General features: G+C 72.2%; 30 protein-coding genes. 10 read left to right on the top strand and 20 right to left on the bottom strand.

All coding sequences use genetic code 11. The features are described from left to right. Positions 1-2 precede the first annotated feature (2 nt). Entirely contained in the window at positions 3-728 is a 726-nt protein-coding gene (locus ACH4G3_RS19215) for an ABC transporter permease (protein ID WP_397625611.1), read from the top strand. 65 nt (positions 729-793) lie between these two features. Further along, complete coding sequence (locus ACH4G3_RS19220; protein WP_397625612.1) at positions 794-1225, top strand: hypothetical protein; 432 nt, start codon at positions 794-796, stop codon at positions 1223-1225. A 4-nt stretch (positions 1226-1229) separates the two neighbouring features. Here ACH4G3_RS19220 and mug read toward each other — a convergent pair whose 3' ends face one another. The 6 genes from mug to ACH4G3_RS19250 all read right to left on the bottom strand — a co-directional run bounded on the left by mug (position 1230) and on the right by ACH4G3_RS19250 (position 7605). Beyond that, positions 1230-1775 carry a G/U mismatch-specific DNA glycosylase gene (gene mug / locus ACH4G3_RS19225; RefSeq protein ID WP_397625613.1) on the bottom strand — a complete coding sequence of 182 codons (546 nt, stop codon included), beginning with the start codon at positions 1773-1775 and terminating at the stop codon, positions 1230-1232. 13 nt (positions 1776-1788) lie between these two features. Further along, on the bottom strand, positions 1789-3231 hold the full coding sequence (gene purB / locus ACH4G3_RS19230) for an adenylosuccinate lyase (protein ID WP_397625614.1): 1443 nt from the start codon (positions 3229-3231) through the stop codon (positions 1789-1791). Between the two features lie 124 nt (positions 3232-3355). Next, entirely contained in the window at positions 3356-4135 is a 780-nt protein-coding gene (locus ACH4G3_RS19235; protein WP_397625615.1) for an SGNH/GDSL hydrolase family protein, read from the bottom strand. 72 nt (positions 4136-4207) lie between these two features. Continuing rightward, positions 4208-5221 (bottom strand): hemolysin family protein, encoded by a 1014-nt coding sequence (locus ACH4G3_RS19240; protein WP_397625616.1) that lies wholly within the window; start codon positions 5219-5221, stop codon positions 4208-4210. Next, a complete protein-coding gene (locus tag ACH4G3_RS19245; protein WP_397625617.1) occupies positions 5218-6558 on the bottom strand; it encodes a hemolysin family protein in 1341 nt (446 codons plus the stop codon). The genes ACH4G3_RS19240 and ACH4G3_RS19245 overlap by 4 nt, the downstream gene beginning before the upstream one ends. Positions 6559-6714: 156 nt before the next feature. After that, the gene (locus tag ACH4G3_RS19250) at positions 6715-7605 is read right to left on the bottom strand and encodes an MBL fold metallo-hydrolase (protein ID WP_397625618.1); all 891 of its coding nucleotides are present in this window, start codon (positions 7603-7605) and stop codon (positions 6715-6717) included. Positions 7606-7705: 100 nt separating this feature from the next. On the opposite strand from ACH4G3_RS19250, the gene ACH4G3_RS19255 reads away from it, so the two are divergent. From ACH4G3_RS19255 to ACH4G3_RS19265, 3 genes are all read left to right on the top strand, one after another. Continuing rightward, on the top strand, positions 7706-7921 hold the full coding sequence (locus ACH4G3_RS19255) for a hypothetical protein (RefSeq protein WP_397625619.1): 216 nt from the start codon (positions 7706-7708) through the stop codon (positions 7919-7921). Beyond that, complete coding sequence (locus ACH4G3_RS19260) at positions 7908-9299, top strand: amidase (RefSeq protein WP_397625620.1); 1392 nt, start codon at positions 7908-7910, stop codon at positions 9297-9299. Before ACH4G3_RS19255 ends, ACH4G3_RS19260 begins: the two co-directional genes overlap by 14 nt. An 88-nt stretch (positions 9300-9387) precedes the next feature. Continuing rightward, complete coding sequence (locus ACH4G3_RS19265) at positions 9388-9930, top strand: TetR/AcrR family transcriptional regulator (protein WP_397626163.1); 543 nt, start codon at positions 9388-9390, stop codon at positions 9928-9930. On the opposite strand, the gene ACH4G3_RS19270 is transcribed toward ACH4G3_RS19265, so the two are convergent. Genes ACH4G3_RS19270 through ACH4G3_RS19285 form a run of 4 tightly spaced genes read right to left on the bottom strand, consistent with a single transcriptional unit; the run spans position 9920 to position 14729 of the window. Continuing rightward, positions 9920-10345: a GNAT family N-acetyltransferase gene (locus ACH4G3_RS19270; RefSeq protein WP_397625621.1), complete on the bottom strand. Its 426-nt coding sequence runs from the start codon at positions 10343-10345 to the stop codon at positions 9920-9922. The two genes, ACH4G3_RS19265 and ACH4G3_RS19270, sit on opposite strands and share 11 nt — an antisense overlap. A 56-nt stretch (positions 10346-10401) precedes the next feature. Beyond that, a complete protein-coding gene (locus ACH4G3_RS19275) occupies positions 10402-11295 on the bottom strand; it encodes an LLM class F420-dependent oxidoreductase (protein ID WP_397625622.1) in 894 nt (297 codons plus the stop codon). A gap of 46 nt (positions 11296-11341) precedes the next feature. Continuing rightward, positions 11342-13909 (bottom strand): ABC transporter permease, encoded by a 2568-nt coding sequence (locus ACH4G3_RS19280; RefSeq protein ID WP_397625623.1) that lies wholly within the window; start codon positions 13907-13909, stop codon positions 11342-11344. 4 nt (positions 13910-13913) lie between these two features. Further along, complete coding sequence (locus ACH4G3_RS19285; protein ID WP_397626164.1) at positions 13914-14729, bottom strand: ABC transporter ATP-binding protein; 816 nt, start codon at positions 14727-14729, stop codon at positions 13914-13916. A 134-nt stretch (positions 14730-14863) separates the two neighbouring features. Here ACH4G3_RS19285 and ACH4G3_RS19290 point away from each other — a divergent pair, with 134 nt between their 5' ends. Both ACH4G3_RS19290 and ACH4G3_RS19295 read left to right on the top strand, forming a co-directional pair. Beyond that, positions 14864-15103, top strand: coding sequence for a toxin-antitoxin system HicB family antitoxin (locus tag ACH4G3_RS19290; protein ID WP_397625624.1), 240 nt, complete (start codon positions 14864-14866; stop codon positions 15101-15103). A 4-nt stretch (positions 15104-15107) separates the two neighbouring features. After that, positions 15108-15482, top strand: a complete 375-nt coding sequence (locus tag ACH4G3_RS19295; protein ID WP_010041116.1) for a hypothetical protein — start codon at positions 15108-15110, stop codon at positions 15480-15482. Between the two features lie 8 nt (positions 15483-15490). Here the strand turns inward: ACH4G3_RS19295 and ACH4G3_RS19300 are convergent, their stop codons facing one another. From ACH4G3_RS19300 to bioB, 5 genes are all read right to left on the bottom strand, one after another. Further along, the gene (locus ACH4G3_RS19300; RefSeq protein ID WP_397625625.1) at positions 15491-16165 is read right to left on the bottom strand and encodes a class I SAM-dependent methyltransferase; all 675 of its coding nucleotides are present in this window, start codon (positions 16163-16165) and stop codon (positions 15491-15493) included. A gap of 69 nt (positions 16166-16234) precedes the next feature. Further along, complete coding sequence (bla, locus tag ACH4G3_RS19305; RefSeq protein ID WP_397625626.1) at positions 16235-17158, bottom strand: class A beta-lactamase; 924 nt, start codon at positions 17156-17158, stop codon at positions 16235-16237. A gap of 60 nt (positions 17159-17218) precedes the next feature. Beyond that, positions 17219-17944, bottom strand: a complete 726-nt coding sequence (gene bioD, locus ACH4G3_RS19310) for a dethiobiotin synthase (protein WP_397625627.1) — start codon at positions 17942-17944, stop codon at positions 17219-17221. 1 nt (position 17945) lies between these two features. Then, positions 17946-19226 (bottom strand): adenosylmethionine--8-amino-7-oxononanoate transaminase, encoded by a 1281-nt coding sequence (locus ACH4G3_RS19315; protein ID WP_397625628.1) that lies wholly within the window; start codon positions 19224-19226, stop codon positions 17946-17948. Then, a complete protein-coding gene (gene bioB / locus ACH4G3_RS19320; protein WP_397625629.1) occupies positions 19219-20412 on the bottom strand; it encodes a biotin synthase BioB in 1194 nt (397 codons plus the stop codon). Before bioB ends, ACH4G3_RS19315 begins: the two co-directional genes overlap by 8 nt. A 150-nt stretch (positions 20413-20562) precedes the next feature. Between bioB and ACH4G3_RS19325 the strand changes: the two genes are divergently transcribed. Then, positions 20563-21690: an 8-amino-7-oxononanoate synthase gene (locus ACH4G3_RS19325; RefSeq protein ID WP_397625630.1), complete on the top strand. Its 1128-nt coding sequence runs from the start codon at positions 20563-20565 to the stop codon at positions 21688-21690. Positions 21691-21753: 63 nt separating this feature from the next. Here ACH4G3_RS19325 and ACH4G3_RS19330 read toward each other — a convergent pair whose 3' ends face one another. Both ACH4G3_RS19330 and ACH4G3_RS19335 read right to left on the bottom strand, forming a co-directional pair. Then, positions 21754-21984: a DUF397 domain-containing protein gene (locus ACH4G3_RS19330; protein WP_397625631.1), complete on the bottom strand. Its 231-nt coding sequence runs from the start codon at positions 21982-21984 to the stop codon at positions 21754-21756. A gap of 9 nt (positions 21985-21993) precedes the next feature. Then, positions 21994-22854, bottom strand: coding sequence for a helix-turn-helix domain-containing protein (locus ACH4G3_RS19335; RefSeq protein ID WP_020270790.1), 861 nt, complete (start codon positions 22852-22854; stop codon positions 21994-21996). Positions 22855-23067: 213 nt separating this feature from the next. Between ACH4G3_RS19335 and ACH4G3_RS19340 the strand changes: the two genes are divergently transcribed. Further along, positions 23068-23526, top strand: a complete 459-nt coding sequence (locus ACH4G3_RS19340; protein WP_397625632.1) for an ATP-binding protein — start codon at positions 23068-23070, stop codon at positions 23524-23526. Positions 23527-23528: 2 nt separating this feature from the next. Here ACH4G3_RS19340 and ACH4G3_RS19345 read toward each other — a convergent pair whose 3' ends face one another. Continuing rightward, positions 23529-24455 (bottom strand): LysR family transcriptional regulator, encoded by a 927-nt coding sequence (locus ACH4G3_RS19345; RefSeq protein ID WP_397625633.1) that lies wholly within the window; start codon positions 24453-24455, stop codon positions 23529-23531. Between the two features lie 92 nt (positions 24456-24547). On the opposite strand from ACH4G3_RS19345, the gene ACH4G3_RS19350 reads away from it, so the two are divergent. Beyond that, positions 24548-25177, top strand: a complete 630-nt coding sequence (locus ACH4G3_RS19350; RefSeq protein WP_397625634.1) for a LysE family translocator — start codon at positions 24548-24550, stop codon at positions 25175-25177. Here ACH4G3_RS19350 and ACH4G3_RS19355 read toward each other — a convergent pair. Together ACH4G3_RS19355 and ACH4G3_RS19360 are read right to left on the bottom strand one after the other, a co-directional pair. Continuing rightward, a complete protein-coding gene (locus ACH4G3_RS19355) occupies positions 25113-25754 on the bottom strand; it encodes a DUF6328 family protein (protein ID WP_397625635.1) in 642 nt (213 codons plus the stop codon). The genes ACH4G3_RS19350 and ACH4G3_RS19355 overlap by 65 nt on opposite strands. An 81-nt stretch (positions 25755-25835) precedes the next feature. Then, positions 25836-26309, bottom strand: a complete 474-nt coding sequence (locus ACH4G3_RS19360) for a C40 family peptidase (protein ID WP_397625636.1) — start codon at positions 26307-26309, stop codon at positions 25836-25838.

The raw sequence follows: 26309 nt of genomic DNA on the forward strand, positions 1-26309 counted from the left end.
CCATGGAACTCACCCCTGTCCTCCGCTCCGAGTGGCTGAAGATCCGTACGCTCCGCCCGCTTCCCGGGGCGCTCCTGGCCCTGTTCGCCGCGACCACGGCGTTCTCCGCGATCGCCGGTGTCTCCGGGACGTCGGACCCTGACTTCGACCCGCTGTTCACGGCCCTGTCCGGTGTCGTGCCGGGGCAGATCGCGGCCGTCTCCTTCGGGGCCATGGCCGTGTCGTCGGAGTTCCAGTCGGGCGGGCTCCGGCTCTCGCTGGCCGCGGTTCCGCGGCGCGGCCGGTGGTTCGCGGCCAAAGCGGCCGTCATCGCCGTACCTGCTCTGCTCGTGGGACTGGTGACCGCCCTCGCCGCCCTCCTCGTGGCCCGGGCGGGGCTCGGCCCCGCCGCCGACGGGCTCGGCACCGGCGAGCAGGTGCGCGGTGTCGTGGGCTGCGGTGTCTACCTCATGCTGATGGCCCTGTTCGCCGCCGGACTCGCCGCCCTGCTGCGCAGCGGCGTGGCCACGCTGTCCCTGCTGATCCCGTTCATCCTCGTCGTGTCGTTCGTGATCGGCGACGCGACGGGCACGGTCGCCGACTTCCTGCCCGACAAGGCGGGACAGCTGGTCCTGCGGGAGACCTACGACGGCACCCTCGGGCCGTGGTCGGGGCTCGCGGTGACCGCGCTGTGGGCGGCGGCCGCCCTGCTGGCGGGGGCGTGGAGCCTGCGCCGCCGGGACGCCTGACCGCAGAACGGCGGGAACAGGTTGACGCCCCGCCAAGTGTCAGTGAGGCCGGGTTTACTGGACTCATGAGCATCGCACAGCACATCGCCCTCATCGACGAGCTGTGCTTCCGCCCCTTTCCGGCGGAGCACGGCCCGTCGGACGTCGGCGTTTCCGGACCCGGCCGGCACACCGCGGTGTTAGAGGCCGCGGGCGACGACGACCCGGCGTTCCGGGCGGTGACGATCGACCAGTTCGAGAAGGACCGGGACGCCGTCTACGAACTCCTCGCCTCACGCTGGGGCGACACGCCCCCCTACAACTTGCAGACGGTCCTGCTGCGCACGGAGCGGGAGGAGATACCCCGGCCGTGGGCCGAGTTGAGCGAGTGCGCGAGTGTCGCGTACGTGTGGGAGGTGGAGGGCACCGGCCGCTGGGTCGCCGTGGCGGTCACCGACCGCGACACGTCGCACGAGGTGCGGCTGCTGGCCCTGGTCACGGAGACGGACCCGCCGTGAGCGATCAGCTCCCGGCGGCTTCCCGCAGCCGCGCGAACTCGTCGGCCATCGTCTCGGTCGTCCAGTGCGCGTTCAGCCCGCTCGGATTGGGCAGCACCCACACACGGGTGTCCCCGATCAGCCGGGACTGCGGCCCGACCCGGGCCTTCCGGTCGTCGAACGCGGCGCGGTACGCGGTCACTCCGACCACGGCGAGCCAGCGCGGCCGCAGCCGCCCCACCTTCAGCGCGAGCAGCCGCCCGCCCTCCCGGTACTCCTCGGCGCTCAGCTCGTCGGCCCGAGCGGTCGGCCGCGCCACGACATTGGTGATGCCGAGCCCGTACGACAGCAACTCCTGCTGTTCGGAGGGCTTCAGCAGCCGCGGCGTGAACCCGGAGCGGTGCAGCACCGGCCAGAAGCGGTTGCCGGGGCGGGCGAAGTGATGGCCCGTCGCGGCCGTCATCAGGCCGGGATTTATGCCGCAGAACAGCACCCGCAGACCGTCCGCGACCACGTCCGGCACGGCACGGTCGCGGGCGGCCTGAAGCTCCTCGGGCGTGAAACGGGGCATCGCGTGCGGCGCGTCAGAGGATCGCGCCGGGTGTGTAGCCCGCGGCCTGGGGGTGCTGCTTCACGATCTCCTCGACCCGGGCGACGACGACGGCGACCTGGTCGCCCGCGGCACCCGTGAAGGACAGCTTGTCGGCCATCAGCGCGTCCAGCTCGGCGCGGTCGAGCGGAATGCGCGCGTCGGTGGCCAGCTTGTCGAGCAGTTCGTTGCGCGCGGCGCCCTGCTCGCGCATCGCGAGCGCGGAGGCCACGGCGTTCTCCTTGATCGCCTCGTGCGCGAGCTCCCGGCCCACGCCCGCGCGCACGGCACCCATCAGCACCTTGGTGGTCGCGAGGAACGGCAGGTAGCGGTCCAGCTCACGCGCCACGACCGCGGGGAACGCGCCGAACTCGTCGAGCACCGTGAGGAACGTCTCCAGCAGACCGTCCAGCGCGAAGAACGCGTCCGGCAGCGCGACCCGGCGCACCACCGAGCAGGACACATCGCCCTCGTTCCACTGGTCGCCCGCGAGCTCGCCGGTCATCGAGGCGTAGCCGCGCAGGATCACCATCAGGCCGTTGACGCGCTCGCAGGAGCGGGTGTTCATCTTGTGCGGCATCGCCGAGGAGCCGACCTGGCCCGGCTTGAAGCCCTCGGTGACCAGTTCGTGCCCGGCCATCAGCCGGATCGTCTTCGCCAGCGACGACGGCGCCGCCGCCAGCTGCACCAGCGTCGTCACGACCTCGTAGTCCAGCGAGCGCGGGTAGACCTGGCCGACCGAGGTGAACGCCTGCGAGAAGCCCAGGTGCGCGGCGATCCGCTGCTCCAGGTCCGCGAGCTTCGCGGCGTCCCCGCCCAGCAGGTCCAGCATGTCCTGAGCGGTGCCGACCGGACCCTTGATGCCGCGCAGCGGGTAGCGGCCCAGCAGCTCCTCGATGCGGCCGTAGGCGACGAGCAGTTCGTCGGTGGCGGTCGCGAAGCGCTTGCCGAGGGTGGTGGCCTGCGCGGCGACGTTGTGCGAGCGGCCGGCCATGACCAGCTCGCCGTACTCACCGGCCAGCTTGCCCAGGCGGGCCAGGACGGCCACCGTGCGGTCGCGCATCAGCTCCAGCGAGAGGCGGATCTGGAGCTGCTCGACGTTCTCCGTGAGATCGCGGGAGGTCATGCCCTTGTGCACGTGCTCGTGCCCGGCGAGGGCGTTGAACTCCTCGATCCGCGCCTTCACGTCGTGCCGCGTGACCTTCTCGCGCTCGGCGATGGAGGCCAGGTCGACGGTGTCGAGGACACGCTCGTAGTCGGCGAGCGCCGCGTCCGGCACCTCGATCCCGAGGTCCTTCTGAGCCCGCAGCACGGCGAGCCAGAGCTGCCGCTCCAGCTTCACCTTCTGCTCGGGCGACCAGAGCGTGGCGAGCTCGGCGGAGGCGTAGCGTCCGGCGAGGACGTTGGGGATGCGGGGCTTGGCGGGAGCGGAAGTCACGTGGACGGATTCTACTGGCGATTCGTGCAGGCCAGCGCAACGGGTGCGTTCGTGGGAACCTACAAGAGCGTTCCGGCGTCCCCGCCACGAGCCCGCCGGCCGCCCGCGGCGGCGCGGGAAACGCCTACGCCTGATCCTCGTACGGCAGCAGTTCCGGCCGCTTCGGCGGCAGGCCGTCGCCCGAGGAGCGGCCCGTCAGGCGGCGGCCTATCCAGGGCAGCAGGTGCTGCCGGGCGAAGCTCAGGTCCGCCGCGCGGCGCATGACCCAGCCGGGCGGCAGCGTCGTCGGCATCGGGGTGCGCCACTCGGTGTCCTCGGGCTCGTAGCCGAGCGCCTGCCACACCCCCTCAGCGACCCGGCGGTGGCCTTCGCCCGTCAGGTGCAGCCGGTCCACGTCCCACAGCCGAGGGTCGGCGAGGGAGGGGGCGCCGTAGAGGTCGACGACGATCGCGCCGTGCCGTGCGGCGAGCTCGTCGACGCAGCTGAACAGCTCCTCCATGCGCGGCCGGAACCGCTCCAGCACAGGACCCCGGCGGCCCGGGCTGCGCATCAGCACGAGCTCCTTGCACGACGGGGCCAGCCGCTCCACGGCCTCCTCCAGGAGTCCGCGCACCCGGCCCATGTCGCACTTCGGCCGCAGGGTGTCGTTGAGCCCGCCGACCAGGGTGACGACGTCGGCCTCCATGGCCGCCGCCACGTCCACCTGCTCGTCGACGATCTGCCGGATCAGCTTGCCGCGCACCGCGAGGTTGGCGTAGCGGAAGCCGGGCGTGCGGGCCGCCATCCGCGCGGCGAGGAGATCGGCCCAGCCCCGGTACGTGCCGTCGGGCAACTGGTCCGACATGCCCTCGGTGAAGGAGTCGCCGACCGCGACGAGGCTGCTGTAGGTGGGGTTCGTGTCCATGGCGGCGGAAATAGTATCCCGTGCACATACCCAGCAGTCGGTCACCCACCCGGGTCACCGGCGACCGGTCCCTCACGCGCGCTGGCCGAACAGCTCCCGCAGGACGTCCTCCATCGTCACGAGCCCGGCCAGCCGGCCGTCCGCCCCGAGGACGGCCGCGAGGTGCGTACGGCTGCCCCGCATCGCCGTGAGGACGTCGTCCAGCGGCGTGTGCTCCCGTACGCGCGCGATGGGCCGCATGTCCCGCAGCCGGAACGGCACATCGCGTCCGGCGGCGTCCAGCGCGTCCTTGACATGCAGGTAGCCGACGATCCGCCGCCCCTCGTCCACCACCGGGAAGCGGGAGAACCCGGACTCCGCCGACAGCCGCTCCAGCCCGTCCGGAGTGACGCCCACGCGCGCGTACACCACGCGTTCCAGCGGCAGCACCACATCGCGCACCGGGCGGCGGCCCAGTTCCAGCGCGTCGTGCAGCCGCTCCTGGGCGCGGTCGTCGATGAGGCCGGCCTCGCTGGAGTCCTTCACGATCTGCGCTATCTCGGCGTCCGAGTAGGAAGCGGCGACCTCCTCCCGCGCCTCCACGCGCAGCAGCTTCAGCAGGGCGTTGGCGAAGGCGTTCACCGTGAAGATCACCGGACGCAGCGCCCGGGACAGCGTCACCAGGGGCGGGCCGAGCGTCAGCGCGCTGCGCACCGGCTCGGCGAGCGCGATGTTCTTCGGCACCATCTCGCCGAGCAGCATGTGCAGATACGTGGCCAGGGCCAGCGCGATCACGAAGGACACCGCGTGTCCCGCGCCCTCGGCCACGCCCACCGCGTGGAACACCGGCTCCAGCAGGTGCGCGATCGCCGGCTCGGCCACCACACCCAGCACCAGCGTGCACAGCGTGATGCCGAGCTGCGCGGCCGCCATCAGCGCGGAGACGTGCTCCAGGCCCCACAGCACGCTCTTGGCGCGCCGGTCGCCCCGGTCGGCGTAGGGCTCGATCTGGCTGCGGCGCACCGAGATCAGCGCGAACTCGGCGCCGACGAAGAAGGCGTTGACGACGAGCGTCGCCAGACCGATCAGCAGCTGGACGGCGGTCACAGCTCCGCTCCCTTCTCGTCGGGCTTCTCGTCGTCGAGGGGCGCTCGCAGCCGGACGCGGGCGGCCCGCCGTCCGGTGGCGTCCAGGACCTCCATCCGCCAGCCGGCGACCTCGAGGGTGTCACCGGCGGCCGGTATCCGGCCGAGCACCGTCGCCACCAGCCCGGCGAGCGTCTCGTACGGCCCCTCCGGGGCGCGCAGCCCGACGCGTTCGAGGTGGTCCACGCGCGCGGAGCCGTCGGCCGAGTACAGGGGGCGGCCGGCCTCGTCCGTGCCGGCCAGCGCGAGGTCGGGCAGCTCGTGCGGGTCGTGCTCGTCGCGCACCTCGCCGACGACCTCCTCGACGATGTCCTCCAGGGTGGCCACGCCCGCAGTGCCGCCGTACTCGTCGATCACGACGGCCATCGTGCGCTTGCCGGAGAGCCGGTCCAGGAGCCGGTCGACGGTGAGGGTCTCCGGGACCAGCAGCGGCTCGCGCATCAGCTCGGAGACGAAGATCCGGGTCCGGCGCTCCGCCGGGACCGCCAGCACGTCCTTGACGTGGGCCGTCCCGACGACCGAGTCGAGCGTGTCGCGGTAGACGGGGAACCGGGACAGGCCGGTCGCCCGGGTCGCGTTCGCCACGTCCTCCAGGGTCGCCCGCACCTCCAGGGCGACGACCTGCACCCGGGGCGTCATCACGTTCTCCGCGGTCAGGTCGGCGAGGTTCAGCGTCCGTACGAACAGCTCGGCGGTGTCGGCCTCCAGGACGCCTTCCTTGGCGGAGTGCCGGGCGAGCGCCGCCAGCTCCTGGGGCCCGCGCGCCGACGCCAGCTCCTCGGCGGGCTCCACACCGATCCGGCGCACGACCCGGTTCGCCGTGTTGTTGAGGTGCCTGATGAAGGGCCGGAACGCGGCGCTGAACCAGCGCTGGGCGTTGCCCACGGTCTTGGCGACCGCCAGCGGCGACGAGATCGCCCAGTTCTTGGGCACCAGCTCGCCGACGACCATGAGGAACACCGTCGACGCGGCCGTGCCCAGCACCAGCGCCAGGCTGTGCGACGCCGAGCGTGACACGCCGATGTCCTCCAGCGGCCCGGCGATCAGCGCGGCGATCGACGGCTCGGCGAGCATGCCGACGACCAGGTTCGTGACCGTGATGCCGAGCTGCGCCCCGGAGAGCTGGAACGTCAGGTTCCGTACGGCCTTCAGGGCGCCCTGCGCGCCCCGCTCGCCGCGTGCCACCGCCTGCTCCAGCTCGGCGCGCTCGACCGTGGTGAGGGAGAACTCGGCCGCCACGAAGGCACCGCAGGCGAGCGAGAGCAGGATCGCCGCCAGGAGGAGGAGCACTTCGGTCATCGGTTCACCCCCGTTCCATGGTTCTCCAGGACCGGGCGGAACGCGCGGTGTCGCGCACGGGGAGGCTCGCCCATGGGCGGACGCTCACAACCTTTCATGCAGAACCGAGTGGCCATCCAAGGGTAAAGGATCAGCAAAGTCCTGCGGCCGGAGTGCTCAGCGGGAGTCGGCGGGCACCGGAGCGAGCCGGTAGGCGCCCTCGTGGGCGATGACGTGTCCGGCGGTGGGCGGTGCGAAGTGGGTGCCCAGGAGGAGGGTGTCCGTGCCGGCGAGCGCGCCGAGCAGCTCACGGCGTGCGGCCTCCGACCGCCCGGGGTCGATGTCGACGCAGGCGCCGATGCCGGGGTGGGCGAGCTGGACGGGGTGGTGGACGCAGTCGCCGGTGATCAGTGCCGTCCGTCCGCGGCTGGTCAGTTCGACGGCGACATGGCCGGGGGTGTGCCCGGGGGTCGGGACCAGGCGCAGTCCCGGGGCGACTTCGAGGCCCTCCGCGGGGACGTCGGGGAGGTCGAGGAGCCCCGCCTCCTCCACCGGAATCACGGAGTCGCGGAACATCTGCCGGCGCGCCTCGTCCATGTCGTACCCGGCCCAGAACTCCCGCTCGGTGCGGGAGGTCAGGTAGCGGGCGTTCGGGAAGGTGGGCACCCACGCGCCGTTCACCTCCCGGGTGTTCCAGCCGACGTGGTCGGCGTGCAGGTGGGTGAGGATCACCAGGTCGACGGAGTCCGGGGGGAAACCGGCGGCGGTGAGGTGCTGGAGGTAGTCGGTGTCCAGGCCGTGCCAGGCGGGATCGGCCCGCTCCTTGCCGTTGCCGATGCCGGTGTCCACCAGGACGCGCAGCCCGCCGGCCGTGAAGGCGAAGCTGTGGCTGTCGGCGCGCAGGACGCCTTCGTCGTCGGCGAAGTGGGGGCGCAGCCAGTCCTGCCCGGCGACGACGTCGGGGGTGGCGTCGGGCAGCAGCCAGGCTCCGGTGGCGGGCGGCAGCGGGATCTCGTCGATGCGGTGAACGGTGATGTCGCCCACGGTCCAGGAAGCGGGTGTCGTCAAGGGTCCTCCTCGGTGCACTTAACGCAATCCGTTTGCGTTAAGGCGACGGTAGATCCTAAAGTCTCCTAACGCAAACGATTAGCCTTTACAGGGGAGCCTCATGTCCTACCCGGCACTCACGCCACCCGAAGCGGCCCGCTGGGCCCGCCGCGCCGGGCTCGCACTGCCCGCCGGCCGTCACGCGGCGGTCGCGGCCACCGCCGACCACATCCACTCCGTCGTCTCGGTCCTGAGGGAGCTGGACTTCGGGGACACCCCGCCCGCCCTCGCCTACCGCGCGGCAGTGGCGAAGGAGACGCACGATGCAGCCGTATGAACTGACGCTCGCTGCCGCCGCCGACGAGATCGGGGCAGGCCGGCTGTCCCCCGTCGAGCTGGCCGACTCCGTACTGGAGCGCATCGAGCAAGTGGAGCCGCACCTGCGGGCCTACGTCACCGTCGACGCCGAGGGTGCGCGCCGGGCAGCGCGCCGAGCCGAGAACGACCTCGCGGCCGGCCGCCACCGCGGTCCGCTGCACGGCGTCCCGATGGGCCTGAAGGACCTGATCGATGTCGCCGGTACGGCCACCGCGGCCGGTTCCCGGGTACGGTCCGGCCACCGCGCGCAGACCGACAGCGCCGTCGCCGCACGTCTGTCGGCGGCCGGAGCGGTCCTGCTCGGCAAGACCCACACGCACGAGTTCGCCTACGGACTGACCACCCCGCAGACCCACAACGCCTGGGACCCCGGCCGGGTCGCCGGCGGCTCCAGCGGCGGATCAGCCGTCGCCGTCGCCGCCGGCACCGCCACCTTCGCCCTGGGCACCGACACCGGCGGATCCATCCGGGTGCCCGCCGCGCTGAACGGGGTCGTCGGCCTCAAACCGACCTACGGCCTCGTCCCGCGCCACGGCGTCACGCCCCTGTCCTGGTCGCTGGATCACGTCGGCCCGATCACCCGCACCGCCGAGGACGCGGCCCTGGTCCTCGCGGCCTTGGCCGGCCACGATCCCCGCGACCCCGCGTCGCTGACCGCACCCCCGGCGCACTACCGGCCGGGCCCTGACACGGATCTGGCCGGACTGCGGATCGGAGTGCCGCGCACCTACTACTTCGACCACGTCGACCCGGAGGTGGCAGCCGCCGTCCGGAGCGCGATCGGCCGGCTCCAGGCACTCGGTGCCCGCCTCGTCGACGTCGACATCCCCATGGCCCGCTACATCCAGGCCACCCACTGGGGCCTGATGGTGCCGGAGGCCACCGCCTACCACGAGAGCAGCCTGCGCACGGTCCCCGAGCTCTACCAGGGCGACGTCCGGATCCTCCTGGAGGCCGGTGAACTCATGCCCGCCGGGGACTACCTGCGTGCCCAGCGCTCGCGCACCCTCATGCGGCAGGAGTGGGCGCGGCTGCTGCGGGAGGTCGACCTGATCGCCGCCCCCAGCGTGCCGATGACCGCCGTCCCGGCCGGTCAGGAGACGGTCACCTGGGCCGACGGCACCGTCGAGGGCGTCTCGGACGCCTATGTGCGGCTCTCGGCCCCGGCCAACATCACCGGCCTGCCCTCCCTCTCCGTCCCGGTCGGCCACGACACGGCCGGCCTGTCGATCGGTATGCAGCTCCTCGGGCCGCCGCTCGGGGAGGACGTGTTGCTGCGGGTCGGGCACGCCTGCGAACAGACCCGGCCTGCACACGATCTCGCGCCCGGGGCCTGAGCGAGCGCCTCGTGCCGCATCAGAAGCAAAGGGTTCACTTCACCAGAAGCAAAGGGTTCGCTTTAAGCTGGGTTCCGTGAGCAGGCAGATGGTGCGCCCCGGCGGGCGCAGCGCCCGGGTCCAGGCGGCGGTGCACACCGCCGTGCGCGAACTCGCCTCGGAGGTCGGCAGGGACGCGCTGACGGTGCCGATGGTCGCCCAGCGCGCGGGCGTGACGCCGTCCACGATCTACCGCCGCTGGGGAGACCTGCAGGTGCTGCTGTCGGACGTGGCGGTCGAGCGGCTGCGACCCGAGACCGAACCCGGGGACTTCGGCACCCTGGCGTCCGACCTGACGGCCTGGGCCGAGCAGTTCCTCGACGAGATGTCCTCGCCCGCCGGCCGCGCCTACATCCGCGACGCCCTCCTCGGCGACCCGGACGGCGGCAACGCCGGCCAGTGCTCCGCCTACGCGGCCGAGCAGATCGACGTCATCCTCCGTCGGGCGTCCGAGCGGGGGGAGCCGGTACCCGGTGCCGAGACGGTCATCGACCAGGTCGTCGCGCCCATGATGTACCGCATCCTGTTCCGCCCGGACGGACTCGACACCGCCTACGCCCACCGGCTCGTGGCAGGAGTCCTCAGTCGGTGAGCGGCTTCACCCAGCGTCGCCACTGCTCCTCGGGCGCGTACCCGACGGCGCCCCACGCGTGGTGCGCGGTCTCGTTGCGCGTGAGCACCATCGCGTCCGCGCGCCGCCCGCCGAGCGTGACGAACCGTTCCTCGGCCGCGGCGAGCAGCGCGGATGCGATGCCCTGACGGCGGTGGTCCGGATGCACGGCCAGCCGGTAGAGGTGGCAGCGCCAGCCGTCGAACCCCGCGATCACCGTGCCGGCCAACTCGCCGCCCCGCTCCGCGAGGATCAGGGCCTCGGGGTCGCGTGCGACGAGCCGCTCCACGCCACCGCGGTCGTCGCTGATGCTCGTGCCCTCGGCGGCCACCTTCCAGAAGGCCAGCACGGTGTCGAGATCCTCGGGCGTCGCGGCCCGGATGTGCAGCTCGGTCATGCCATGACCACATCACGCAGGGCAGCCCTCGTGCGCACCATTCCAGAATCCGGACGTCAGGTCCCGCGCACCCGCTCCATGACCGGCGCGAACGCCTCCATGTAGGGCTCCAGCACCGTCAGATACGTGAAGCCGTAGCGCTCGCGCCGGGCCAGGACCTGCTCGGCGAGCTCGTCCAGGGTGCCGACCAGGGAGACCGGGAGGTCCAGCACCTGATCCACCGTCATGTCCGGGACCAGTTCGAGGAACGGCTGGACCGCGGCCTCGCGGTCCTCGGTGCCGATCACCATCTGCAGCAGCAGGTTCAGCTCGGGCGGCTCCTCGCGGTGGTCCTCCGCGAACTTCAGGTACCGCGCCACGCGTTCGTCGAGCTCGTCCGCGGTGATCGGCGTCAACTGCCCGGTGGTGCTGCCCGGCACCGTACGTGCCCCGGTGAACGCCGCGATGTCGGCGTGCTCGGCGCTCAGCCGCAGCATCCGGTCGCCGTTTCCGCCGATCAGCAGCGGCACCCGGGGCCGCTGCGCCGCCTGCGGCTGGTGCTCGTCCGAGCCCAGCAGCCGCCTCAGCTCCTCGACCGTGCGCCGCAGATGGTCCACCCGCTCGCCCGGCGAGCCGAACGGCAGTCCGGCGCTCTCGTGCTCCGCCCGTACGTAGCCGGTGCCGAGCCCGAGCTCCAGACGGCCGCCCGTCAACGCGTCCGTCGTGGCCACTTCGCGGGCCAGCAGTGTCGGATTCCAGAAGCCCGCGTTGAGCGTGAAGGTGCCGAGCCTCGGCCGCTCGGTTGCCTCGGCGGCCGCCACCAGCGCCGGGAAGGGCGCCGGCATCCCCAGATGGTCGGGGACGAGGATCACGTCGTACCCGAGCTCCTCGGCCCGGCGGCACTTGGCGCGCCACTCCTCGGCGGACGCCGGTTCGAGCAGGTTGACCCCGAAGCGGAACGGACGCGACATGAACTCTCCTCACACGGGAGCGACTTGAGTACCCGCCGCGATTCCATCACTCGTGCGCGATGGCCGCCAGTACGTTCATGCGGGAGGCGCGCAACGCCGGGAGCAGCGCCGCCACGACCCCCACCACCGCCGAGCCGACCACCACCGCGACGATCGTGGTCCACGGGATCGCGAGGGCCGTCATGCCCTGGAGGGCCAGCACCTCGTGGGTGCACACACCCCACACCAGCCCCAGCGCGAGCCCCAGGACGGCCCCGAACACCGCGATCACCACCGACTCCAGCCGGATCATCCGCCGCAGCTGCCGACGCGCCAGCCCGATCGCCCGCAGCAGGCCGATCTCCCTGGTGCGCTCGACGACCGACAGCGCGAGGGTGTTGACCACGCCGAGCACCGCGATGATGATCGCCAGTCCCAGCAGCGCGTACACGAGGTACAGCAGGACGGCGATCTGGTCGTGCACCAGCTGTTTGTAGTCGGCCAGGTCCCGCACCTGCACCTGGGGGTAGGGGTCCAGGGTCCGCTCCAGGTTCGCGCGCAGGTCGTCGTCGCTCGTGCCGGGGGCGGCGTTGACGTACAGCGCGGAGTCCTGCCCGCCCGGCGCGTAACGCTCCAGGGTGGCGAGGCCGAAGTAGAGCCCGCCCTGCGTGCCGAATCCCTCGGCGGAGTCCTGGTCGGTGAGCGCGCCGACCGTCAGCCCGGCCCTGCGCCCGCCCGGGAACTCCACCGGGACAGTGCTGCCCACCCGTACGCCGTGGTCGCGCGCGAAGTCCCGGTCCATGGCCAGGCGCCCGTCCGCGAGCGCGGCCGCCGTATCCCCTTGTACGTAGGTGATGTTGGCGACCTCGTCGAGTCGCGGATCGTAGCCCGCGGCGGTCGTCTCCACACGGTCGCCGTCCGGGAGCCGCACCGCGACCGGCGTGAACCGCCCCCGCACGACGAGGCCCGCGCCCTCGGTGCCGCGCACCTTGTCGGTGACCTCCTTCGGGAACGGCAGGAAGTTGGTGTTCTGGATCACGAAGTCGGCGCCCAGCGTCTTGTCGATCTGCTGGTCGAACGAGCTGGTCATCGAGGCGCTCGCCACCGACATCCCGCCGACCAGGGCGAGGCCCACCATGAGCGCTGCCGCGGTGGCCCCGGTACGGCGGGGATTGCGCAGGGCGTTGCGCTGGCTCATCCGGCCGATCGACCCGAAGAGGGCGGGGAAGGCCGCGCCGAGCACACGGATCACCGGGCGCACCAGCAGCGGCCCGGCGATCACGGTCGCGATCAGGGAGAGCACGACACCGAGCCCCAGCAGGGACGCAGCCGACGACGTCTGCTCCGCCACCACGCACCCCACGAGCGCCGCCGCACCGGCCGCCCCGACGACCGCGCCCGCCACCGCACGCACCCGCAGCGGCCGTCCCACCCCTGCGACCTCGGCGTCCGAGAGCGCGGCCATCGGCGAGACCCCGGCGGCCCGCCGCGCCGGCAGGTACGCGGCGACGAAGGTGACCCCGAGACCCACGACGTACGCCGTCACGGGCGTCACCCAGCCGATGACCATTTCGCCCGCGTCGATGTTCATGCCGAGCAGGCCCATCAGTTCGATGAGCCCGGCCGCGAGCCCGATCCCGGCGGCGAGTCCCAGCGTGGAGCCGACCAGACCGAGCAGGACGGCCTCGGTGAGCACCGAGCGGCGGACCTGGCGCCGGTCGGCGCCGAGCGCGCGCAGCAGCCCCAGCTCGCGGGTGCGCTGGGCGATGAGCATGGAGAAGGTGTTGACGATCAGGAACACGCCCACCAGCACGGCGATCCCGGCGAAGCCGACCATGACGTACTTGATGACGTCGAGGAATCCGCCCAGCTGCTCGACGTCCGACTTCGCCTGCTCGTCGGCGGTCCTGAAGTCGTAGGTGTGCGCGCCGAGCGCGGCGGCCACGCGCTGTTTGAGCTGTTCGTCGCCGACACCGTCGGCGGCGTCGACCGAGATGCTGGTGGCGGCCCGCGGGCTGTCCAGCAGTTTCGTCTGCGCGGTGCGGGTGTCGAGGAAGACCAGCGCGGCGCCGGGGTTGGTGGTCGTGAACGTGGCGATGCCGACGACCCGGAGCTCGAACGACCCGGGCGGTGCGATCACGGTGAGGGTGTCGCCGATGCGCACGTCCTTGCGGTCGGCGGTCTCCGAGTCGAGCAGCGCCTGCCCGTCGCCGTGCGGGGCGTGCCCGGTGGTCAGCTCCACGGGGCTGCGCTCGGTCGGGTTCCAGGCGGTGCCGAGCGTGGGGGCGCCGGTGGTCGGGCCGACCGGCTCGTTCTCCTCGTCGACGACGGTGAGGCCCTCCACGTCGACCTCGGCGCGTGCCGCCGCTACCCCGTCGACCTGCCGCACGCGCTCGGCCAGCGCGGCCGGCAGGGTGGCCGTCCGGCCGGAGGGCACGGCCTCGTCGAGGTCCTCCTTCGGGCTGACGGTGACATCGGCCGCGGTGGAGGCGAACAGCCGGTCGAACGTACGGCTGACGGTGTCCGAGAAGATCAGGCTGCCCGTGACGAACGCGACGGACAGCAGGACGGCGAGCGCCGAGAGCAGCAGCCGCCCCTTGTGCGCCAGGAAGCTCCTCAGGGTCGCCCTGAGCACGGGATCAGGTCTCCTCGGACGGTGCCGGTGCGTCGTCGAAACGGGTCCGGATCACGTCGAACCGCTTCATCCGCTCCAGCACGCTTTCCGCAGTCGGCCGCCGCATCTCGTCGACGAGCCGGCCGTCCCCGAGGAAGAGCACCAGGTCGGAGTGGGCGGCGGCGCCCGGGTCGTGGGTGACCATGACGACGGTCTGCCCGAGCTGGTCCACGGCCTCGCGCAGGAAGCCGAGCACCTCCAGGCCGGCGCGCGAGTCGAGGTTTCCGGTCGGCTCGTCCGCGAAGATCAGCTCGGGCCGGGAGGCCAGCGCCCGCGCACAGGCCACGCGCTGCTGCTGGCCCCCGGAGAGCTGCGACGGCCGGTGCCCGAGCCGGTCCCGCAGGCCCAGCGTGTCGATCACCTGGTCCAGCCACTTCTCGTCGGGCTTCTTGCCCGCGATGTCCATGGGCAGGGTGATGTTCTCCAGCGCGTTCAGCGTCGGGATGAGGTTGAACGACTGGAACATGAACCCGATCCGGTCGCGGCGCAGGCGGGTCAGCTCGCGCTCCTTCAGACCCGTGATCTCCGTGTCGCCGAGCCACACCTGGCCCGCCGAGACGGTGTCGAGCCCCGCCAGGCAGTGCATCAGCGTGGACTTTCCCGAGCCCGACGGCCCCATCACGGCGGTAAAACGGCCGCGGACGATGTCGACGTCCACCGCGTCGAGTGCGAGCACGGCCGTCTCGCCCGAGCCGTACGCCTTGGTCAGACCGCGGGCGCGGGCCGCGATCCCGTCGGCCGACGCGAGGCCGGGGACGTGCTCCGCAGCAGGTGTGGACAAGGCCGCCTCCTCGTGGTGGACGCCGGATTCCGTCACCTTGCCCGAGGGTAATGTGACGCGGCCCACACTCGTATCCTCCTCGGGTCGGAGTTCCTCCCTTGCCGGTGCTAGCGCCTCCGCGCTAGCTTCGAGGTATGGCGAAGACCCAGCTGAACGTGCGAGTCGACGAGGGCACCGCCCGAGCCGCCCGCGAACGCGCCCTGGCCCGCGGCATCAGCGTCAACCGCTACATCGAGGAGCTGGTCAGACAGGACACCGGCGAGGTGGGCCACACGTTCGTCGAGGCCGCCGCCGACTTCATGAAGCAGTACGAGTCCGTCTTCGCCGAGGAGTTCGGCCCGGACCGTGAAGGCACGCGCGAAGGTCGCCACTGAACCCTTGAACAACCTCGAGATCGACCTCGCCTGGCTGCTGATGCTCGCCGAGCAGAAGACCCCGGGAGACCCCCAGGTCACCGACTGGGGAGCCCTCGTCGCCGCCGTCGCACGCCACCAGGCCGCCATATTCGACGTCCCCGTCTACGACAGCCCGCACGCCCGCGCCGCCGCGCTCCTCCAGCTCCTGATCCACGTCCCCGCGCTGGAACGCTCCAACGCCCTGTTCGCCTCCGCCGTCGCCTACGCGTACCTCGTCGCCAGCGGCGCCAAGGTCGTCACCTCACCCGAGCAGGTCCGCGACCTCGCCAGGCTGGTCAAGAGCGGCGAGGCGTCCGTGCGGGACATCGAGCAGGAGCTGCGCCAGTGGAGCCTGTGACGCGGTGACTACGAACTGACCGGCCGCCACGCCGTGCCCAGCACGCAGTACGAGCCGGGCAGCACCGGCCCCTGCTCCGGCAGCAGCACCTGCCGGTAGGGGCCGAGTTCGAACCCGGCGTCCCGCAGCGCCCGCACCGGCTCCCGCGCCAGGTGGCAGCCTCCGCTCAGCAGCGGCCACACCGTCCGGTCCAGCGCGTGCTGCGTGAAGGTCATCGCACGGCCGCCGCCCCGGCCGTGCTCGAGGAAGCGCACCTCACCGCCCGGCCGCAGTACCCGCCGGAGTTCCCCGAGCGCCCGGGGCACGTCCCGCACGCTGCACAGCACCAGCGACACCACGGCGGCGTCGAAGCCCTCGCTCTTGACCGGCAGCGCCTCGGCCGCACCCGGCACCACGTCCACCGGCACCTCAGCGCGCAGGGCGGCCTCCACGGCCAGCTGCCGCAGCCGCCGCTCCGGCTCGATGGCCACGACCTCCGCGACGGTGCCCGGGTAGTGCGCGAAGTTCAGCCCGTTGCCCGCGCCGATCTCGATCACCCGCCCGGACAGCCCGGCGAGCAGTCTCTCGCGCATCCGGCCCACGCCCATCCGGGTCTCGGCGGTGACGCTGACCCGGGCGTAACAGCGGGCGAACAGCGGATGGTGCACGGCATCCCGCGGCACCTTGCCGGAGCGGAGCGGCATGGGGACCTCCCTGACGAGGCTGGCCTTACCCCGATTGTCCCCCGGGCGGGCCCGGCGCACCCCTGCCGGTCACCGCAGTTCCGCCGCCAGCAACGCGGCCGTCTTGGCCACCAGCGGGTTGTCGGCCGGGGCGTCCTCCTCCGGCTGGGTGGTCAGGACGGACATCACGATCGGCGGCCCGTCCGGCGGCCAGGTGATGCCCACGTCGTTGTTGCCGCCGTACCGTCCGCCGCCGGTCTTGTCGGCGATCAGCCAGTCGGCGGGCAGGGCCTTACGGAACTTCTCGGTGCTGGTGGTGTTGCGCAGCAGCCAGTCCGTGAGCCGTGCCCGGTCCCGGGGCTCCAGCGCGTCGCCGAGCACGAGACGGGCGTAGGACAGGCCGATCGCGCGCGGAGTGGTCGTGTCGGTGGTGCGCCACGGTTCCGCGCTGTTGAGTTCGGGCTCCCACCGGTCGAGCCGGGTGACACCGTCACCGATGGAGCGGGCGAAGCGCGTGATGGCGGTCGGCCCGCCCAGCTCCTCCAGGAGCAGATTGCCCGCCGTGTTGTCGCTGAAGCGAATGGTGGCGTCGCACAGTTCGCCGACGGTCATGCCGGTCGTGACGTGGTCCTCGGTGATGGGGGAGTAGCCGGACTTCGTGACGTAATCCTGGGTGTAGTGGATGCGCCGGGCCAGGAACTCGCCGTCGCGGTCGAGGTCGCGCAGGACCGCCGCGGCGGCGAGCGTCTTGAACACCGAGGCCATCGGGAAGCGTTCGTCGGCCCGGTACGCCACCGTCCGGCCCGTGCGCAGATTGCGGGCGTACACGCCGAGCCGGGCGGTGTGCTCCCGCTCCAGCTTCCGCAGCCGTGCGGTGACGCCGCCCGTGCCGGTTGAGGCGGAGGCGGTGCCGCCGCCCAGCGAGAGAGCGGCGGCGGCGCCCAGCGCGAGGGCCGTGCGGCGGGACGGGCGTAGGGGTGTGGTGTGCACGGTGTTCCCTTCGGAGGTGATCACGTACGTAGTCCAACACGCGATCACATCCGCGCCGGTTTCACCGCCCGCTCGCCGGAACTCTCAGAACGCCGGGGGCGCCTGACGCACCTGGAACGCCTCCGCGTCCCACGTACCGTCCAGGCGCGGGGCCAGCCATTGCGGCGCGGCCGCCCGGAAGGCGGCGGGGGAGAGGGCCCCCGACCCCTCGGGAACGGAGCCCAGCAGCGGTGCACCGGCCACGTCCGGCAGATCCGCGAGATTGCAGCGCGAGGCGAGGTCCGGCGCGGCGGGCCAGCTCCCGATCACGATCCCCGCCAGGGCCAGCCCCCGGGAGCGGAGTTCACGCGCCGTCAGCTCCGTCGTGTTCAGGGTGCCGAGCCCCGCCGACGCCACGACCAGCACCGGCGCCGACAGCAGCCGGGCCGCGTCCGCAAGGGTGCCGCCCGCCGGATCGAACCGTACGAGCAGTCCGCCCGCGCCCTCGACCAGCACCAGGTCGTGCTCGGTGGCCAGCTTCGCGGCGGCCTCCGCGACCTCGTGCGGGTGCACGGGGGCGCGACCGGCCCGGCGGGCTGCCGTGGCGGGCGCCAACGGCTCGGGATAGCGGGCGAGTTCCGCCGTCGTCACGGCACCCGCGAGCCGCGCGACCTCGGCGGCGTCCCCCGGCTCGTCCGGCCGTACGCCCGTCTGCGCGGCCTTCAGCACGGCCACCGAACGGCCGGCCGCCAGCGCCGTCGCGGCCACCGCGGCGGTCACGACCGTCTTGCCGACCTCCGTGCCCGTGCCCGTGATCACCAGTACCGACATGTCATCCCTCCCGCGCCGCCGCGCACACCGCCCGCGCGATCCGTGCCACGTCCGCGTCGCCCGTCACGTACGGCGGCATGGTGTAGATCAGATCGCGGAACGGCCGCAGCCACACGCCCTCGCGCAGGGCCGCCTGCGTGGCCGCCTTCATGTCCACCGCGTGGTCGAGCTGAACCACCCCGATGGCGCCGAGGACCCGCACGTCCTTCACGCCCGGCACGTCCGAGGCCGCCGCGAGCCCGTCCCGCAGCCCCGTCTCGATCCGCTTGACCTCCGTGCGCCAGTCCTGGCCGAGCAGCAGCCCGATCGAGGCACAGGCCACCGCCGCCGCCAGCGGATTGCCCATGAAGGTCGGGCCGTGCGCCAGCACCGGCACCTCGCCGCGCGAGATGCCGTCGGCCACCCGCGAGGTGCACAGCGTCGCCGCCATGGTCAGATAGCCGCCGGTCAGCGCCTTGCCCACGCACATCACATCCGGCGTCACGGCCGCGTGCTCCGCCGCGAACAGCGCGCCCGTACGGCCGAAGCCGGTCGCGATCTCGTCGAACACCAGCAGCACGTCGTGCGCGTCGCACGCCTCGCGCAGCACCCGCAGATAGGCGGGGGAGTGGAACCGCATCCCGCCCGCGCCCTGCACCACCGGCTCCACGATCACCGCGGCCAGCTCGTCGGCATGCCGCTCGATCGACGCGCGCAGCAGTTCGGCGTACGACTCCTCGTACTCGACCGGAGGCGGGTCGACGAACACCTGACGGGGCAGTACCCCGGTCCACAGCTCGTGCATCCCGCCCTCGGGATCGCACACCGACATCGGCTGCCAGGTGTCGCCGTGGTATCCGCCGCGCCAGGTCAGCAGCCGTTGCTTGCGGGGGCGGCCCAGCGAGCGCCAGTGCTGGAGGCACATCTTGACCGCGACCTCGACCGACACGGACCCGGAGTCGGCGAGGAACACATGCTCCAGACCTTCGGGCGACATGTCGACAAGGAGCTTCGCCAGCCGTACGGCGGGCTCGTGGGTGAGCCCGCCGAACATCACGTGGCTCATCCGCTCCAGTTGCCCGCGCGCCGCCTCGTTGAGCACCGGGTGGTTGTAGCCGTGGATCGCCGACCACCAGGACGACATGCCGTCGACCAGCTCTCCCGAGCCGTCGGCGAGCCGCAGCCTGACCCCGCTCGCCGACTCCACGACGAGCGGTTCCTGCCGGCCGGGCATCGGCCCGTACGGGTGCCAAACGTGCCGTCGGTCGAGCTCCAGCAGTTCGGGCACCGTCAGTTCAGGCATTGGGCGCGAGATCCGTTCCGGCGCCCCGGCGGCGGACGGCGACCAGGTCGGTCCGGGGATCGGCGGCCGTCCGCGACCCGGCTGCCGTGCTGGTCTCCGCGGCCTCCGGGGCGGCGGCGGAACCGCAGACTCCACCGCCCTCGGAACCGCAGCCTCCGCCGCCGTCGTGACAGCCCCCGGCCGCGCGGTGCTCCGGCAGCGTCACCTGGTCGGTGCCCTCCACCTCGAACCCGGCGTCCGCGATCATCTCCAGGTCAGCCTTGCCCGCCTGGCCCTCACTGGTGAGGTAGTCGCCGAGGAAGATCGAGTTGGCCAGATGCAGGGCGAGCGGCTGCATCGTGCGCAGATGGACCTCGCGCCCGCCCGCGATCCGCACCTCGACGTCCGGGCACACGAACCGCGTCATGGCCAGGATCCGCAGGCAGCGCTGCGGCGTCAGGTTCCACTCCTTGCCGAGCGGGGTGCCCTCGAACGGGATCAGGAAGTTGACCGGAACCGAGTCCGGGTCCAGCTCGCGCAGCGAGAAGACGACGTCGACCAGGTCCTCGTCCGACTCGCCCATGCCGGCGATCAGCCCGGAGCAGGCGGACAGCCCTGCCGCGTGGGCCTTCTCGACGGTGTCCACGCGGTCGGCGTACGTGTGCGTGGTGGTGATGTCCCCGTACGTCGCCTCGGACGTGTTGAGGTTGTGGTTGTAGGCGTCCGCGCCCGCCTCGCGCAGCCGCTCGGCCTGTCCGTCGGAGAGCAGCCCGAGGCAGGCGCACACCTCGACGCCCTCGTTGTTCTCCTTGATGGCCTTGATCGTCTCGGAGACCCGGTCCACGTCCCGGTCGGTCGGGCCGCGCCCGCTGGCCACCAGACACACCCGCTTGGCGCCCCCGGCCACCCCGGCCGCCGCCGCGTCGGAGGCCTGGTCGGGTTTGAGCCAGGTGTACTTGAGGATCCCGGCCTGGGAGCCGAGCCGCTGCGAACAGTACGAGCAGTCCTCGGGACACAGGCCGGACTTCAGGTTGACGAGATAGTTGAGTTTCACCCGCCGGCCGAACCAGTGCCGGCGCACCTTCCCGGCCGCGGCCACCACATCGAGCAGGTCGTCGTCGGACGTCGCGAGGACGGCCAGCGCCTCTTCGCGGGTCGGCAGCTCGCGCCGAAGCCCCTTGTCCACCAGCGTGTTCAGCAGGTCCATGGGAGCCGATCCTGTCGTACGGAGCCGCCCGCGGCCAAGGAGAGTTCGTACAACAGAGCCGCTTCGAGGTGTGGGTATTGCCACACAGTGACCTGCTGGAGGTCCCGCTAGTGTCTGTGCACTGCCTACAAATTCCCCGGAGGAGCCCCCATGGCGTTCGGCTGGATCGACGAGCAGGCGCGGCTGCGCCGCCGTGCCGGACTCGTACGGACTCTGCGCCCCCGTCCGGCCGTTTCGCCGCTCCTCGACCTGGCGAGCAACGACTACCTGGGACTGGCCCACCATCCCGAGGTCACCGAGGGTGCGGCCCGGGCCGCACGGCTCTGGGGCGGCGGCTCGACCGGCTCCCGGCTCGTCACGGGCAGCACCGAACTGCACGCCGAACTCGAACAGGAACTGGCCGATTTCTGCGGTGCCGAGGCGGCCCTCGTCTTCTCCTCCGGCTACGCGGCCAACCTCGCGGCGGTCACCGCGCTGGCCCCGCACGGCTCCCTCATCGTCTCCGACGCGGGCAACCACGCCTCGCTCATCGACGGCTGCCGGCTGGCCCGCGGCACCACACAGGTGGTGGCGCACGCCGAGCCGGAGGCCGTGCGCAAGGCGCTGCACACGCACGAGGGCACGGCGATCACCGTGTCCGACACGGTCTTCTCGGTCGACGGCGACGCGGCCCCGCTCGCCGCGCTCGCCGAGGCCTGCCGGGAGCACGGCGCCGGACTGGTGGTGGACGACGCCCACGGCCTGGGCGTCCTCGGCGACGGCGGCCGCGGCGCCCCGCACGCGGCGGGGCTCGCGGGCGCCGACGACGTCGTCGTGACGGTCACGCTGTCCAAGTCGCTCGGCAGCCAGGGCGGAGCCGTCCTCGGCCCGGCCCGGGTGATCGACCACCTGGTCAACGCGGCACGGACGTTCATCTTCGACACGGGTCTCGCCCCCGCGGCGGCGGGGGCGGCCCTGTCGGCACTGCGGCTGCTGCGCCGCGAGCCGGAGCGCGCGGCACGGGCCCGTGCGGTGGCGGGCGAGTTGTACACACGCCTGACCGCCGCGGGTCTGGAAGCGGTACGTCCGGACGCCGCGGTGGTCTCGGTGCGGGCGCCCTCTCCCGAGGACGCCGTGCGCTGGGCGGCCGAATGCCGCGCGGCGGGCCTGGCCGTGGGCTGCTTCCGTCCTCCTTCCGTGCCCGACGGCATCTCACGGCTCAGGCTGACCGCCCGCGCGGACCTGACCGGGGAACAGATCGAACGCGCTGTACGACTGATCGGCGAGACGCGGCCATGAGTCGGCGTGACACGGCCGTGCGTCGCTCGACGACGGACTGATCAGCGGTGGTCGGGATACGGCTCAGATGCGGTCGACCGCGGCCGTGAACTCCGCCCAGCTCCCCGGTGAGAAGAGCAGTGCGGGCCCGGCCGGGTCCTTGGAGTCGCGCACGGCGAGCAGTCCGGCCCACGGCGGTGCGGCCGGACGGGCGGTTTCGACGCAGTTGTTCGCGCCGGTGCTGTAGCTGCTGCGCAACCACCGCACACCGTGCAGTTCGATGCTTGAGGGGACGTGACGAGGCAGTGCACGCATGGTGCCTCCTTACGCGCCGGCGGCTGTCCCGGCGATGAAATCCAACGAGTCCTCGGGCGAAAGGGCGTGGATCTGAAGGGCGTTGAAGGCCTCCGTGTAGGCCTGGAGGTCTTCTTTCCGTTCGAGGTAGAGGCTACTCGTCAAGTGGTCGAGAACAACCACATCCAGATCAGATGTGCTCGAAAATGAGAAGATAACAAAAGGTCCCGTGACGCCGATGTGCGCTCCGGCGGCGAACGGCAGCACCTGGAGCCGCACTTGGGGCAGCCGCGCCGCCTCGACCAGCCGTTCCAGTTGCCGGGCCATCACCCCGGGCCCGCCCACCTCCCGCCGCAGCACCGCCTCGTCCAGGACGGCGCTCAGCTCCAGCGGCGGATCCGCCCGCAGCACGTCCTGCCGGGCCAGCCGCACCTCGACCAGCGTGTCGAGCCGGTCCTCCGGCAGGCCCTCCACCGCGGCCTTCGTCACCGCACGGGCGTACTCGGGCGTCTGGAGCAGCCCCGGGACGACCGTGGTCTCCAGCGTGCGCATCGCGCCGGCCTGGGACTCCAGGCTGATGAAGTCCCGGTAGGTCGGCGGCAGCACCCCGCGGTAGGCGTGCCACCAGTGGGTCCGGCCGCCGCTGTCCTCGGACCCCGCCAACACCATGAGCAACTCGCGCAGTTGCCTGTCCGCCACGGCGTACGCGTCGAGAAGTAACCGCACATCGGCCGGTTTCACCCCGCTCGTGCCCGTCTCGATACGGCTGACCTTCGACTGGTGCCAGCCCACCAGCCGGGCCGCCTCACCACTGGTGAGCCCCGCCGAGGTGCGCAGCGCGCGAAGTTCGGCGCCCAGTTTCCGCCGGCGCACCGCGGGACCGTGCTGCATGGGCTACTCCTTACTCCTTCCGAGCCACCCAAATACGGTCTCGCGTCGCAGAGTTCACCGCTTTGAGCGACAGATATATGCATATCTTGGTGGATCGCCGCCCTTCAGGGGTGTTCTGGTGGCACTCTGGCGACGAAGCACCAGTCCGGGACCGTACTCGAACCTTCCGCTCCGTGTCGGACTGCGGTCCCGTGGGAAAGGGACGACGTCGCCATGGCAGACCATTTGGAAGCATCCGTCACTCTGCCGAGCGATCCCGCCTCGGTCTCCGCCGCGCGCGCCTACGTCGTGGGCACGCTGGCGGAGTGGGGCCTGCCGGCGGACACGGAAGTGTCCGAGGCCATCCGGCTCATCATCTCCGAACTCGCCACCAACGCCGTCCAGCACACCTTCGGACAGTCGCCCACCTTCACGGTGGACGTCGCACTCGACCGCGACGAGCACCTGCGCATCGGTGTCACGGACAGCCACCCACGATTGCCCAGACGCCTGCCCGCGGCCGTCCAGCAGGACAACGGCCGTGGCCTGGTCATCATTCGCTGGCTGGCCGCGGAATGGGGCGGCAGGCTCCGGATCCGCCCCACCCGCGAGGGCGGCAAGACCATCTCGATCGAACTCCCGTGGACCGTCCCGGCCCAGCCCGTGCCGGCGGCGGGACAGCAGGAGCCGTGATCTCACCGCGTCTGTGACGTGTGCCGCGCGCGGCCGAACGCCCCGCGCAACAAGGCCCGGAAGGCCTCCACGGCAGGCGCCGCCTCCGCACCCCGGTAGGCGACCGAGATCGTACGGCGCAGCTCGCCCGCCCCGAGCGGGCGCACCCCGACCGGCGTGACCGACGTCCGCGCCACCATCTCCGGTACGACACCCACCCCGAGACCCGCGCTGACCAGCGCGCACACCAGTGCATACCCGGGTGTCGAGACCAGGACCGACGCACTGGCCCCGGCCTTCGCCAGCGCCGCCTCCACACCCTGCCGGGACGGATGCTCCGGCGCCATGCTGATCAGCGGCTGACCCGCCAGTTCCGTCAGGGGAAGCCTGGACGTGCCGTCGGCGAGGGCATGACCCGGGGCGGTCACCAGAACCAGTTCCTCCACCAGGACCGGCTCCAGGCGGACGGAGGCGGGCAGCGCCAGCGTGTCGGCGGGCTCGTACGTGTGCGTCAGGGCCAGGTCGATGTCACCGGCGGCCACGGCCGTGACACCGGCCGGCGGCTCGTAGTCGGCGACGGACAGCTCCACATCCGGGTGAGCCCGGCGGAACGCGCTGAGCACCGGCGGCAGCAGATGGATGCCCGCCGTCTGGAACGTGCCGAGCCGCAGCACGCCGCCCGACAGCCCGGCCAGTCGGGCCAGTTCGTGGCGGGCCTGCTCCAACTCGTCGAGGACGCGCCGGGCCCGTGCCACCAGCAGCTCGCCCGCGCCCGTCAGCCGCGCCCCGCGGTGATGCCGGACCAGCAACGCCGAGCCCGTCTCCCGCTCCAATTTCGCCAGCTGCTGGGAGAGCGCGGGCGGGGTGTAGCCGAGGCGCTCGGCGGCCCGGGTGATGGACCCGGCCTCCGCGACGGCGACCAGCGCCGCGAGCCGGGTCGGGTCGTACATGCCACTGACCTCCACAGACCAAAGCAGTGCTTAAGGCCCACCCAGGATATTCGAAATACCTGCTGAAGGCCCTGGCCCGGCAGGCTGACCGTATGGACGCACAACTCATCGCCTTCACCGGGGTGGCGGCGGGCATGGTCGCCATGCCGGGCGCCGACTTCACCGTCGTCGTACGCAACGCCCTGGTCTCCCGCCGGGCCGGCGTCGCCTGCGCGCTCGGCATCGCGGGCGGGCTGCTCCTGCACACCGCGCTGGCCGTGGCGGGGGTCGCCGCGGTCCTGGCCGCCGTGCCCGCGCTGTTCCGCGCGCTCCAGCTGCTGGGCGGCGGCTATGTCCTGTACCTGGGAGCGCGGACGCTGTGGTCGCTGCGCCGGCCCCGTGCCGTGGCCGCCGAAGCCGCCGGGACCGGCTCGTCCGCCGCGCGTCCCCTGCGACAGGGCTTCGTCACGAACGCCCTGAACCCGAAGGCGCCCATCACCTTCCTCAGCCTGCTGCCGCAGTTCGTGCCCGCGGGCACTCCCGCGCTGCCCAGGACGCTGCTGCTGGCGCTGATCGTGGTGGTCCTCGCCCTGCTGTGGTTCCCGGCTGTGGCGCTGCTGGTGGACCGGCTCGGGCGGTGGCTGCGCGAGCCGCGTGCCGCGCGGGCCGTCGAGGGGGTCACCGGCGCCGCGCTGACACTTCTCGGCGTGCTGCTCCTTCTCGAACCCCTGAGGGCTGCCTGATGGTGCCGCGCAGCGGCGCGGGGATCCCGACGGTGCCCCGGGACGCCGGCTCCTCGGCGGCGGCTTCCGGCCGTTCGTGGTCGCCCTGCGTCTCCTGGCGCAGCCCCGCCCGCCGCACCAGCCGGGGCAGCAGCCCCCACAGGCCGACGCAGACCAGGAACGTCGCCACGCCCGCGGCGATGCCGCCGGCCCGACTGGTCGTCACATCCACCACCAGCAGGACCGAACCGCTGAAAGCGAACACCAGCACGATCAGGCCGGTGGTGGCCAGTCGTGAGGAGACCTGCACGATGCGCGGCTTGGCACCTTGCTGGAAGAGCGAACGGTGCAGCGCGGCCGGCGCGGTGAACAGGGCCGCGGCCAGGACCGCCAGCAGCAGCGTGATGACGTAGGTGACGCGCTGGGCCGTGTCGAGGGACGCGAAGCGCGAGGTGAACGCGAGCGACAACAGGAACGCGAAGAGGATCTGTACGCCCGTCTGGGTGACCCGGAGCTCCTGGAGCAGCTCGACGAAGTTCCGGTCGGCGCGTTGCAGCGGGGTCTCGCCGCGTGCGGTGCAGGGACGGTGCTCGGCCATGGAGGACGGGTAACCACTTGAGGCCGTGTCACGCTCCGGCGTGCGGCGGCGCGTCAGGGGCGCCGCCGCACGCCGGGCGGATCACTTCACGCGCCCGTACCAGACGCTCTTGGTCCAGATCTTCTGCAGCCGCACCACGTCCCCGCTCTTGGGGGCGTGCCAGAGTTTGTTTTTACCCGCGTAGATACCGACGTGGTACACGTTGCTGCCCGAGTGGAAGAACACCAGGTCTCCCGCCTTGCGGTTCTTGGCGGAGATGTGGCGCGTCTTGTTGTACTGCTGGGCGGCCGTGCGGGGGAGCTTCTTGCCCGCCTTCTTGAACGAGTACAGCGTCAGGCCCGAGCAGTCGAACCTGTGCGGGCCGGTGGCCCCGTACTTGTAGGGCGATCCCTTCTTCGAGGCCGCTATCTGGAGTGCCTTGGTCGCCGGTGTTGCTGCCGCTGCCTCGGAGGAGAAGCCGGGAGCCACGATCGAGCCGCCCACGGCGGCGATGGTGAGGGCCGAGGCCGTACCGGCCCGGACCATGAGCGACGGGACACGATTGAGCGCAGTCAT

Source organism: Streptomyces afghaniensis (assembly GCF_044327915.1).
Classification (GTDB): Bacteria; Actinomycetota; Actinomycetes; order Streptomycetales; family Streptomycetaceae; genus Streptomyces; species Streptomyces afghaniensis.

What these genes read in the sequence shown, in the direction of transcription:
- ACH4G3_RS19215 (WP_397625611.1), top strand. Translation starts at nt 3, where the DNA reads ATGGAACTCACCCCTGTCCTCCGCTCCGAGTGGCTGAAGATCCGTACG.
- ACH4G3_RS19220 (WP_397625612.1), top strand. Translation starts at nt 794, where the DNA reads ATGAGCATCGCACAGCACATCGCCCTCATCGACGAGCTGTGCTTCCGC.
- mug (WP_397625613.1), bottom strand. Translation starts at nt 1,775, where the DNA reads ATGCCCCGTTTCACGCCCGAGGAGCTTCAGGCCGCCCGCGACCGTGCC.
- ACH4G3_RS19235 (WP_397625615.1), bottom strand. Translation starts at nt 4,135, where the DNA reads ATGGACACGAACCCCACCTACAGCAGCCTCGTCGCGGTCGGCGACTCC.
- ACH4G3_RS19245 (WP_397625617.1), bottom strand. Translation starts at nt 6,558, where the DNA reads ATGACCGAAGTGCTCCTCCTCCTGGCGGCGATCCTGCTCTCGCTCGCC.
- ACH4G3_RS19255 (WP_397625619.1), top strand. Translation starts at nt 7,706, where the DNA reads ATGTCCTACCCGGCACTCACGCCACCCGAAGCGGCCCGCTGGGCCCGC.
- ACH4G3_RS19260 (WP_397625620.1), top strand. Translation starts at nt 7,908, where the DNA reads ATGCAGCCGTATGAACTGACGCTCGCTGCCGCCGCCGACGAGATCGGG.
- ACH4G3_RS19265 (WP_397626163.1), top strand. Translation starts at nt 9,388, where the DNA reads ATGGTGCGCCCCGGCGGGCGCAGCGCCCGGGTCCAGGCGGCGGTGCAC.
- ACH4G3_RS19270 (WP_397625621.1), bottom strand. Translation starts at nt 10,345, where the DNA reads ATGACCGAGCTGCACATCCGGGCCGCGACGCCCGAGGATCTCGACACC.
- ACH4G3_RS19275 (WP_397625622.1), bottom strand. Translation starts at nt 11,295, where the DNA reads ATGTCGCGTCCGTTCCGCTTCGGGGTCAACCTGCTCGAACCGGCGTCC.
- ACH4G3_RS19290 (WP_397625624.1), top strand. Translation starts at nt 14,864, where the DNA reads ATGGCGAAGACCCAGCTGAACGTGCGAGTCGACGAGGGCACCGCCCGA.
- ACH4G3_RS19300 (WP_397625625.1), bottom strand. Translation starts at nt 16,165, where the DNA reads ATGCCGCTCCGCTCCGGCAAGGTGCCGCGGGATGCCGTGCACCATCCG.
- bioD (WP_397625627.1), bottom strand. Translation starts at nt 17,944, where the DNA reads ATGTCGGTACTGGTGATCACGGGCACGGGCACGGAGGTCGGCAAGACG.
- ACH4G3_RS19315 (WP_397625628.1), bottom strand. Translation starts at nt 19,226, where the DNA reads ATGCCTGAACTGACGGTGCCCGAACTGCTGGAGCTCGACCGACGGCAC.
- bioB (WP_397625629.1), bottom strand. Translation starts at nt 20,412, where the DNA reads ATGGACCTGCTGAACACGCTGGTGGACAAGGGGCTTCGGCGCGAGCTG.
- ACH4G3_RS19325 (WP_397625630.1), top strand. Translation starts at nt 20,563, where the DNA reads ATGGCGTTCGGCTGGATCGACGAGCAGGCGCGGCTGCGCCGCCGTGCC.
- ACH4G3_RS19330 (WP_397625631.1), bottom strand. Translation starts at nt 21,984, where the DNA reads ATGCGTGCACTGCCTCGTCACGTCCCCTCAAGCATCGAACTGCACGGT.
- ACH4G3_RS19335 (WP_020270790.1), bottom strand. Translation starts at nt 22,854, where the DNA reads ATGCAGCACGGTCCCGCGGTGCGCCGGCGGAAACTGGGCGCCGAACTT.
- ACH4G3_RS19340 (WP_397625632.1), top strand. Translation starts at nt 23,068, where the DNA reads ATGGCAGACCATTTGGAAGCATCCGTCACTCTGCCGAGCGATCCCGCC.
- ACH4G3_RS19345 (WP_397625633.1), bottom strand. Translation starts at nt 24,455, where the DNA reads ATGTACGACCCGACCCGGCTCGCGGCGCTGGTCGCCGTCGCGGAGGCC.
- ACH4G3_RS19350 (WP_397625634.1), top strand. Translation starts at nt 24,548, where the DNA reads ATGGACGCACAACTCATCGCCTTCACCGGGGTGGCGGCGGGCATGGTC.
- ACH4G3_RS19355 (WP_397625635.1), bottom strand. Translation starts at nt 25,754, where the DNA reads ATGGCCGAGCACCGTCCCTGCACCGCACGCGGCGAGACCCCGCTGCAA.
- ACH4G3_RS19360 (WP_397625636.1), bottom strand. Translation starts at nt 26,309, where the DNA reads ATGACTGCGCTCAATCGTGTCCCGTCGCTCATGGTCCGGGCCGGTACG.